Origin of the sequence: Streptomyces inhibens, assembly GCF_003389455.1 — a bacterium.
Taxonomy (GTDB): domain Bacteria; phylum Actinomycetota; class Actinomycetes; order Streptomycetales; family Streptomycetaceae; genus Streptomyces; species Streptomyces inhibens.
Genome location: NZ_QUAC01000020.1, coordinates 1 through 6803, shown reverse-complemented (window position 1 = coordinate 6803; position 6803 = coordinate 1). Strand labels below are relative to the sequence as shown.

Below are 6803 nucleotides of genomic sequence, written 5' to 3'. Positions count from 1 at the left end.
GCCGGCCGAGGCGGGCCGGGTGCCGGCGGCGCTGGCGGCGCGTGCGGAACGGGTGCTGGAGGCCGCGGCGGCCGGCGGGCACGGTCAGCTGGTGCTCGGTGCCTGGGGCTGCGGGGTGTTCCGCAATGAGCCGGCCGATGTGGCGGGGGCGTTCGCCGCCGCGCTGCTGAACGGCGGCCGCTTCGCGGGCCGGTTCGACCGGGTCGTGTTCGCCGTGCTGGACCGCCGGGAGGACTCCCCCACCAGAGCCGCCTTCGCCGAGGTGTTCTGAGAACGACAAGGGCGGCCGGGGAGTTCACGTCCCCGGCCGCCCTTTTCATACCGTCACTACAGGGCGGCTCATGCCCTCGCTACGGGGCGGCCGGAAGGTCGGCGGCACCCTTGGCGGCGGCCTTGGCCGTCGGCTTGGTCGGCTGAGGCGTGGCGTGCGGAGCGCAGGTCACGTCCTTGGCGTCGGTCTTCCCCTCCAGGAAGTAGGCGTCGACCCGGTCGTTGATGCAGGGGTTGACCTGGCCGGTGACACCGTGCGATCCGGCGTCCCGCTCGGTGATCAGACGGGAGCCCTTGAAGCGGTGGTGCAGCTCGACGGCGCCGCCGTACGGCGTGGCCGCGTCACGTTCGCTCTGTACGATCAGCACGCTCGGCAGACCCTTGCCGGTCTCGACCTCGACCGGTCGCTGCTGCTTGACCGGCCAGGTGGCGCAGGGCAGGTTCATCCAGGCGTTGGACCAGGTCATGAACGGTGCCTTGGCGTGGATGCGGGTGTTGTCGCGGTCCCACTTCTTCCAGCTGGTGGGCCACTTGGTGTCGGTGCACTCGACGGCCGTGTAGACGGCGTTGCCGTTCTCCGACGCGATGTTGCCGGCGGTGTCCTGAAGGTTCGGACCGGCGTTCTCCAGCAGCGGCTTGGTGTCACCGGAGAGGTAGGCGCTCCAGACCTCGGCGACCGAGGCCCACATCGAGTCGTAGTACGGCGCGTTCTGGAAGAAGCCGGTCAGCTCGGCCGGGCCGACGACGCCACCGATCGGGTTCTGCTTCGCGGTCGCCCGCAGCTTCTCCCAGGCCGCCTGGACCTTCTCGGGGGTGTCACCGATGTGGTAGGTGGCGTCGTTCTTGGCCACCCACTTCTTCCAGTCGCCCCAGCGGGTCTCGAAGGCGATGTCCTGGTCGAGGTTGGCCTGGTACCAGACCTTCTCGCGGGACGGGTCGACGACGCTGTCGACGAGCATCCGGCGGACATGGTTCGGGAAGAGCGTCCCGTAGACGGCGCCCAGGTAGGTGCCGTAGGAGACGCCCAGGTAGTTGAGCTTCTTCTCCCCCAGCGCGGCCCGGATCACGTCCAGGTCCCGGGCGGTGTTCGTGGTCGTCATGTACGGCAGGAGGTCGCCGCTGCGCTCGGCGCAGCCGTCGGCGTACTCCTTGGCGAGCTTGCGCTGGGCGCGCTTGTCGGCCTCACTGTCGGGCACCGGGTCGGCCTTGGGGGCCTTGACGAACTCCTGCGGGTCCATGCAGGAGATCGGCGCGGAGTGACCCACGCCCCGGGGGTCGAAACCGACAAAGTCGTATGCCTTGGCGGTCTTGGCCCACAGCGGGTTCTTGTTGGTGATGCGGGTCGGGAACCTCATGCCCGAGCCGCCGGGGCCGCCGGGGTTGTAGAGGAGGGCGCCCTGTCGCTCCTTCTTGTCACCGGTGCTCAGGGCTCGGTCGACGGCGATCTTGATGGTGCGGCCGTTGGGCTTGGCGTAGTCGACCGGGACGGTGACATAGCCGCACTGGACGGGGGACTTGAGACCCCAGTCGGCGGGGCAGTCCTGCCAGTCGATGCCCTTCTTGGCCGCGCGCGCGGCGGCGGTCTGTACACCGCGCGCTTCGGCCGATCCGCTCCGATGCTGCTCGCCCGCGCTGGCGGGCGTGGCGGCTATCGCTCCCGCGAGGAGCGTGCCGGTCACCAGGGTGCCGGCGGCGCCGAGCGCTGCTGTTCTCTTCACGTGGTTGTTCCCCCTGCTTGGTGCGCCACTTGTGGCGGCGTTGATCACAGGCCTACGGGGGGATCCTGTCGTCTCTTCTCCCCTCCTGAACAGGTTTGACCGGCATTTCTTTACCAAGCTGTAGGTTTTGGGCCGCAGGGCGCCGGTCGAGGAACGGCCGGACATCGCAGCGGAACGTCACCATTCCGGCCAAGGCGAGCGGCAGCAGCCCGACATGCCGCACCGGAATCCGACGTACCGGTGGGATCCTCAACGCGAGCCATGCATTGGACAGTTGACGAGGCGACAGGAGGCCTGTCGCCCCGCCGTCCTGTTCTCGTGCGCCGGACGGCCCAGCGGGGAGAAGCCCGGTTCGTTGGCCGCCGGAGGGCCCCGGAGGGGCGAGAATACGTCAATTGCCGTAGACCTGCCCTTGAGGCATGTGCCAATCGCGCACCTTCAGTAACCTTCCGTGCAGGCTCTCCCACGCGCTGCCACGAGGGAGGGCTTCGGCGTTTTCGCCACGTACCGACATCGGTGCCGCCCCCTGTCCGGTGCCGGCCGTGCGTCAGTGCCGAGCGGCGCCCCGTCCGAGCCGTCCGAAGGAGTTCCGAAGTGCCAGGTATCGATCAGGTGTTGTCCCAAGCCATGGGGATCCCGGGCGTCCTGGGCGCCGGACTGATCGACTGGACCAGCGGTCTGACGCTCGGTACGGCCGGACAGGCACCCCACGGCGATCATGACGCGGCCGCCGCGGACACCGCCGAGGTGGTGCAGGCCGTGACGCGCAACGCCACCTTCGACACCGCGGGCACCGCCGGCCCGGCCCTGGAGGACCTCATCATCACGGCCGCTGACAGCTACCACCTCATCCGTTTTGTGCATACGGCCTTCGACAGCCAGACCTGTCTCTGCCTCTGGCTGGACCGCGCACAGGCCAATCTCGCCGTCGCCCGGCTACGGCTGCGCGATCTGGCGGCGGAGCTGGTCCCGTCCTGACGGCACCCTCCGCCCCACCGCACCAACGATTAGGAACCAGCCTTGGGCCTGCCCATACCCCCTCGCCCGTCCGCTCCGGCCGGGCTGCTCGACCGGTGCGCCGCCGAACGCGTCACCGGCGCCCTCCGCGGTCCGCACGGCTGCTTCTATCTGCTCGACGGCGCGGTCTACTGCGTCGAGGACGCCGCCGCGCCCGGACTCGAAGCGCGGCTCACGGCGGCCGGCAAGGTGCCGCCGCAGGGCTGGCAGTACGCCGTCGAGACGGCGGGTCCACAGCTCCGCGGTGGCCAATTCCTGGTCAGCGAGGGCTGGTTGACGCAGGGCGAACTGGAGATCTGCCATCTCGCGGCGCTGCTCGACGCCGCCTTCTTCGCTCTGCCGCTGCCGCCCGAAGCCACCTCTTTCACCCCCGGGACCGCACACTGGCTGGGCGCCGTACGCCGTGTCAGCGCCACCGCCCTCCAGCAGGCGACGGCCCGCCGACGGGCGCTGCTCGACCAGCTGCGCCCCTGGGCGGCGGTCGACACCTCGCCCGTCATACCCGTCCACGCCCGCGCCTCGGCCCGCACCACGAGCCGCCAGCGGCGGCTGCTCGACCGCGCCGACGGCCGGCACACCCCGCACGAACTCGCCCGCGCGCTGGGCCAGTCCGCGTTCATGACGCTGCTCGACATCCGCCGTCTCGCCGCGGCCGGACTCATCCACGTACCCCAGGCGCCGGCTGCGCTCCCCCGGCGGCAGCCCGGAGCCTCTCTGGACGGGCATCCACCGCCCGCCGCCGAAGAACACCACACCCCGACCTGGCAACTACCGGTACCGGAACTTCTCGATACCGCCGATCCGGATATTGCCCTCCTTGTCCGACTGCGTACGGCGTTGGAGGAAAACCTGTGAACCCTTGCGTACAAAGACCATGCAGAGCATGAAACGCGCCATCAAGAGGCGTGTCGCGAAAAGGAGAATGATGACCATCGAACCCCGGATACGGGATGAATTACACACACTGCGCGACCAGGTGCGGCATTTCCAGGGCGGGATGGTGGCGAGCGTGGACGGCATGGTGATCGCCCACGATCTGCCGGATATCGAACCGGACGGTCTCGCCGCGCTCACCGCCGCGGCCATCGGGGTCGCCAAACGCCTCACCGAGGCGACCGGGCAGGGCGCTTTCGAGGAATCCCTGACGCGTGGCACCGACGGATATATCGCGGCCTACTCCGCCGGCCGCCGTGCGGTCCTGACGGCCGTGGCGAGCCCGGACACGAACGTGGGGCGGCTGCATCTGCAGGCCAGAAGGGCGGCCGAGCGGATCGGCGCGCTCGTGGACGCCGCACCGCGTCAGTAATCGGCCAGTTCGGCACACCGCGACCACTGCGCCGCACAGACACTGCGATGCACACATACCTGCGCACCGGAACACCTTCAAAGAACCGAAAGGTCTGAACTCCTCATGGCTCAAATGGAATCCGCTCTCGCCGACGCGATGTCGACCATCGAGGGCGCCATCGGTGTCGCCCTTGTCGACTACACCAGCGGTATGGCGCTCGCCACCCTCGGCGACAACCAGGCGCTGGATCTGAACATAGCCGCGGCCGGCAATACCGATGTCGTACGCGCCAAGATGCGCACCATGGAGATGCTGGAACTCCAGGGCGCCATTGAGGACATGCTGATCACGCTCACCGGGCAGTACCACATCATCCGTCCGGTGTCGGGCAAGGGCGGCAGCGGCCTTTTCCTTTATCTGGTGCTCGACCGCAAGCGCGCCAATCTCGCGCTGGCACGTCACCGCCTGGCCCGGCTGGAGGCCGATCTGGAGGTGTGAGGGGCGGCCGCCCTCACTCAGCGGCGGCGCTCCGGGCGGCTTCGTCCAGCAGGCGCCGCAGCCGCAGCGCGTCCGGGGCGACGGCCGTGGCCAGGGCCGCGGGACCGGCGAGCGGTGCCAGGACGCCCTGTCCCGCGCCGTCGCCGGACCGCTCGTCCGCCGCATCGCCGAGGAGCCGCACCTCGGCCGGCTTTTCCTCCAACTCCGGCCCGACGACCAGGAGTTGACCGACAGCGCGATGCCCGTCCAGCACGGCCGAGCTGTCCCAGCCGGGGACGCCGGGCCCGTAGGCCGTCTCCTGGTCGAGCAGGGTACGGCCGGCGCGGCGGACCACGAGCCGGCTGCGCAGCGCTCCGGTCTCCTCGCCGCTGCGCCCCAGCACCTGTTCCTCACGGAGTACCAGGCGTGCGGTGGGGGCCAGTTCGACGGTCGTGGTCATCCGCAGATCGCTGCCCGCCGCGGAGATCAGCGGCTCGGGCAGCCAGTCGAGCCGCGCGCCGTCGCCGACCGTCAGGTGCACGTCGTAGGTGGCGTGTTCGGCACTGCGGCCGGGCAGCGCGACGGTCGCCGCGGCGGCCGTGATGTGCAGGGCTGCGCCCGCCTCCGCGATGGCCGTGATGCCCAGCCGGTCGCCGCCGAGCGGGGCGCTCATGGCACCCACGACGCAGACCCGGGCCTGGTTGCCGTGCGCGCGGATGCGGCGCAGCGCGAGCGGGCCGTCGCCGTCGAGGACGGGCAGCCGGGTGGTGCCCTGTGCGTCGGCCCGCGCGACGATACGGGCGGTGGCGCGCAGACCGGCGGCCGAGGCGGCGGTCTGCGGCGGTACCGCGGGCGTGCGGAGGGCGAGCGTCATGACGGGCCCGCGGTCCAGTCCGCCAGCCGTGCCCGGACCCAGTCCGATACGGGCCTGACGCCGTTCTCCGACTTCAGGGCGGTGAAGGCGACCGGCAACTCGCCGCGCTGCGCCTTGGCGTCCCGGGCCATGCCTTCCAGGTCAACGCCGACATAGGGCGCGAGGTCGGTCTTGTTGATGACGAGGAGGTCGGATTTGGTGACGCCGGGGCCGCCCTTGCGGGGGATGTCGTCGCCGCCGGCGACATCGATGACGAAGATCTGGGCGTCGACCAGGCCCTTGGAGAAGGTGGCGGTGAGGTTGTCGCCGCCGGATTCGACCAGGACGAGATCGAGCGGGCCGATGGCGTCCTCCAGGTCCTCGACGGCTTCGAGGTTGGCGGAGATGTCGTCGCGGATGGCGGTGTGCGGACAGGCGCCGGTCTCCACGGCAGTGATCCGCTCGGCGGGCAGTACGGCCTCGCGGAGCAGGAATTCGGCGTCCTCGCGGGTGTAGATGTCGTTGGTGACGACGGCGATGGACAGCTCGTCGCGCAGCGCCCGGCACAGCGCGGCGACGGTGGCGGTCTTGCCGGTGCCGACGGGCCCGCCGAGGCCGATCCGCAGCGCCCGCCGGGTGCCGTCCGCACGCACCGGTTCGGCGGCGCTGTAGGTGTACCGCTCGGGGTAGGTGTCCTTGTGGTCGAGGTGCATGGTCACTCCGGTGGTTCGTACGGCTGCGGGTGGGCGGCGCGGGGGCCGGCGGGGTCAGGAGGCGAAGAGGCGCACCGGCCAGGCGGCGTGCTGTTGCGCGGCGATGTCGAGCAGCGGCGCGGAGGCCGCGGGCAGGGCGTCCACCCCTTCGGTGGCGGCGCGCAGTGCGGCCTCGGCGCCCTGTTCCGCGATCTTGTCGAGGTCGGCGGTGAGGCGGGCGAGGACGGCGGTGGCGTCGAAGGGGTCCAGGCTCAGCAGCCGGACGGCGGCGGTGGCCGGGCCGCTGATGTTCTCGTAGGCCACGGCGTACGCGGCGTCGAGCGGCGACAGGCCGGCGGACCTGGCGGCCAGGCCGAGGACGACGGGCTGGTGGGCGCCGCGCGGGCGGGCCGCGGCGAGCGCGTCGAGTGCGGCGCTGGGCCAGGTGGCGCGGGCGGCCCGCATCATCTGCCGGCCGAGCCGCCGGG

9 protein-coding genes are annotated in these 6803 nt (G+C 71.0%); 5 read left to right on the top strand and 4 right to left on the bottom strand.

What is annotated here, in order from left to right; genetic code table 11:
• Window positions 1-271: TIGR02452 family protein (locus DY245_RS03555; RefSeq protein WP_128503376.1), on the top strand; the 271-nt coding region annotated here is incomplete at its 5' end.
• 79 nt (window positions 272-350) lie between these two features.
• On the opposite strand, the gene DY245_RS03550 is transcribed toward DY245_RS03555, so the two are convergent.
• The gene (locus tag DY245_RS03550; protein ID WP_128503373.1) at window positions 351-1988 is read right to left on the bottom strand and encodes an alpha/beta hydrolase; all 1638 of its coding nucleotides are present in this window, start codon (window positions 1986-1988) and stop codon (window positions 351-353) included.
• Window positions 1989-2582: 594 nt separating this feature from the next.
• Between DY245_RS03550 and DY245_RS03545 the strand changes: the two genes are divergently transcribed.
• The 4 genes from DY245_RS03545 (at window position 2583) to DY245_RS03530 (ending at window position 4791) form a co-directional block, all read left to right on the top strand.
• Window positions 2583-2966, top strand: coding sequence for a hypothetical protein (locus DY245_RS03545; RefSeq protein ID WP_128503371.1), 384 nt, complete (start codon window positions 2583-2585; stop codon window positions 2964-2966).
• 42 nt (window positions 2967-3008) lie between these two features.
• Window positions 3009-3860, top strand: coding sequence for a hypothetical protein (locus DY245_RS03540; RefSeq protein ID WP_128503369.1), 852 nt, complete (start codon window positions 3009-3011; stop codon window positions 3858-3860).
• A gap of 70 nt (window positions 3861-3930) precedes the next feature.
• Window positions 3931-4311, top strand: coding sequence for a roadblock/LC7 domain-containing protein (locus DY245_RS03535; protein ID WP_128503366.1), 381 nt, complete (start codon window positions 3931-3933; stop codon window positions 4309-4311).
• A 105-nt stretch (window positions 4312-4416) separates the two neighbouring features.
• Window positions 4417-4791, top strand: coding sequence for a roadblock/LC7 domain-containing protein (locus DY245_RS03530; RefSeq protein WP_128503364.1), 375 nt, complete (start codon window positions 4417-4419; stop codon window positions 4789-4791).
• A 13-nt stretch (window positions 4792-4804) separates the two neighbouring features.
• On the opposite strand, the gene DY245_RS03525 is transcribed toward DY245_RS03530, so the two are convergent.
• The 3 genes from DY245_RS03525 to DY245_RS03515 form a co-directional block, all read right to left on the bottom strand.
• Window positions 4805-5644: an urease accessory protein UreD gene (locus tag DY245_RS03525; RefSeq protein WP_128503362.1), complete on the bottom strand. Its 840-nt coding sequence runs from the start codon at window positions 5642-5644 to the stop codon at window positions 4805-4807.
• A complete protein-coding gene (ureG, locus tag DY245_RS03520) occupies window positions 5641-6336 on the bottom strand; it encodes an urease accessory protein UreG (RefSeq protein WP_128503378.1) in 696 nt (231 codons plus the stop codon). The genes DY245_RS03525 and ureG overlap by 4 nt, the downstream gene beginning before the upstream one ends.
• Before the next feature lie 54 nt (window positions 6337-6390).
• On the bottom strand, window positions 6391-6803 hold a 413-nt coding region (locus tag DY245_RS03515), incomplete at its 5' end, for an urease accessory protein UreF (protein ID WP_280524945.1).

Coding starts and splice junctions, on each gene's coding strand:
- DY245_RS03535 (WP_128503366.1), top strand. CDS start 3,931: ATGACCATCGAACCCCGGATACGGGATGAATTACACACACTGCGCGAC.
- DY245_RS03530 (WP_128503364.1), top strand. CDS start 4,417: ATGGCTCAAATGGAATCCGCTCTCGCCGACGCGATGTCGACCATCGAG.
- DY245_RS03525 (WP_128503362.1), bottom strand. CDS start 5,644: ATGACGCTCGCCCTCCGCACGCCCGCGGTACCGCCGCAGACCGCCGCC.
- ureG (WP_128503378.1), bottom strand. CDS start 6,336: ATGCACCTCGACCACAAGGACACCTACCCCGAGCGGTACACCTACAGC.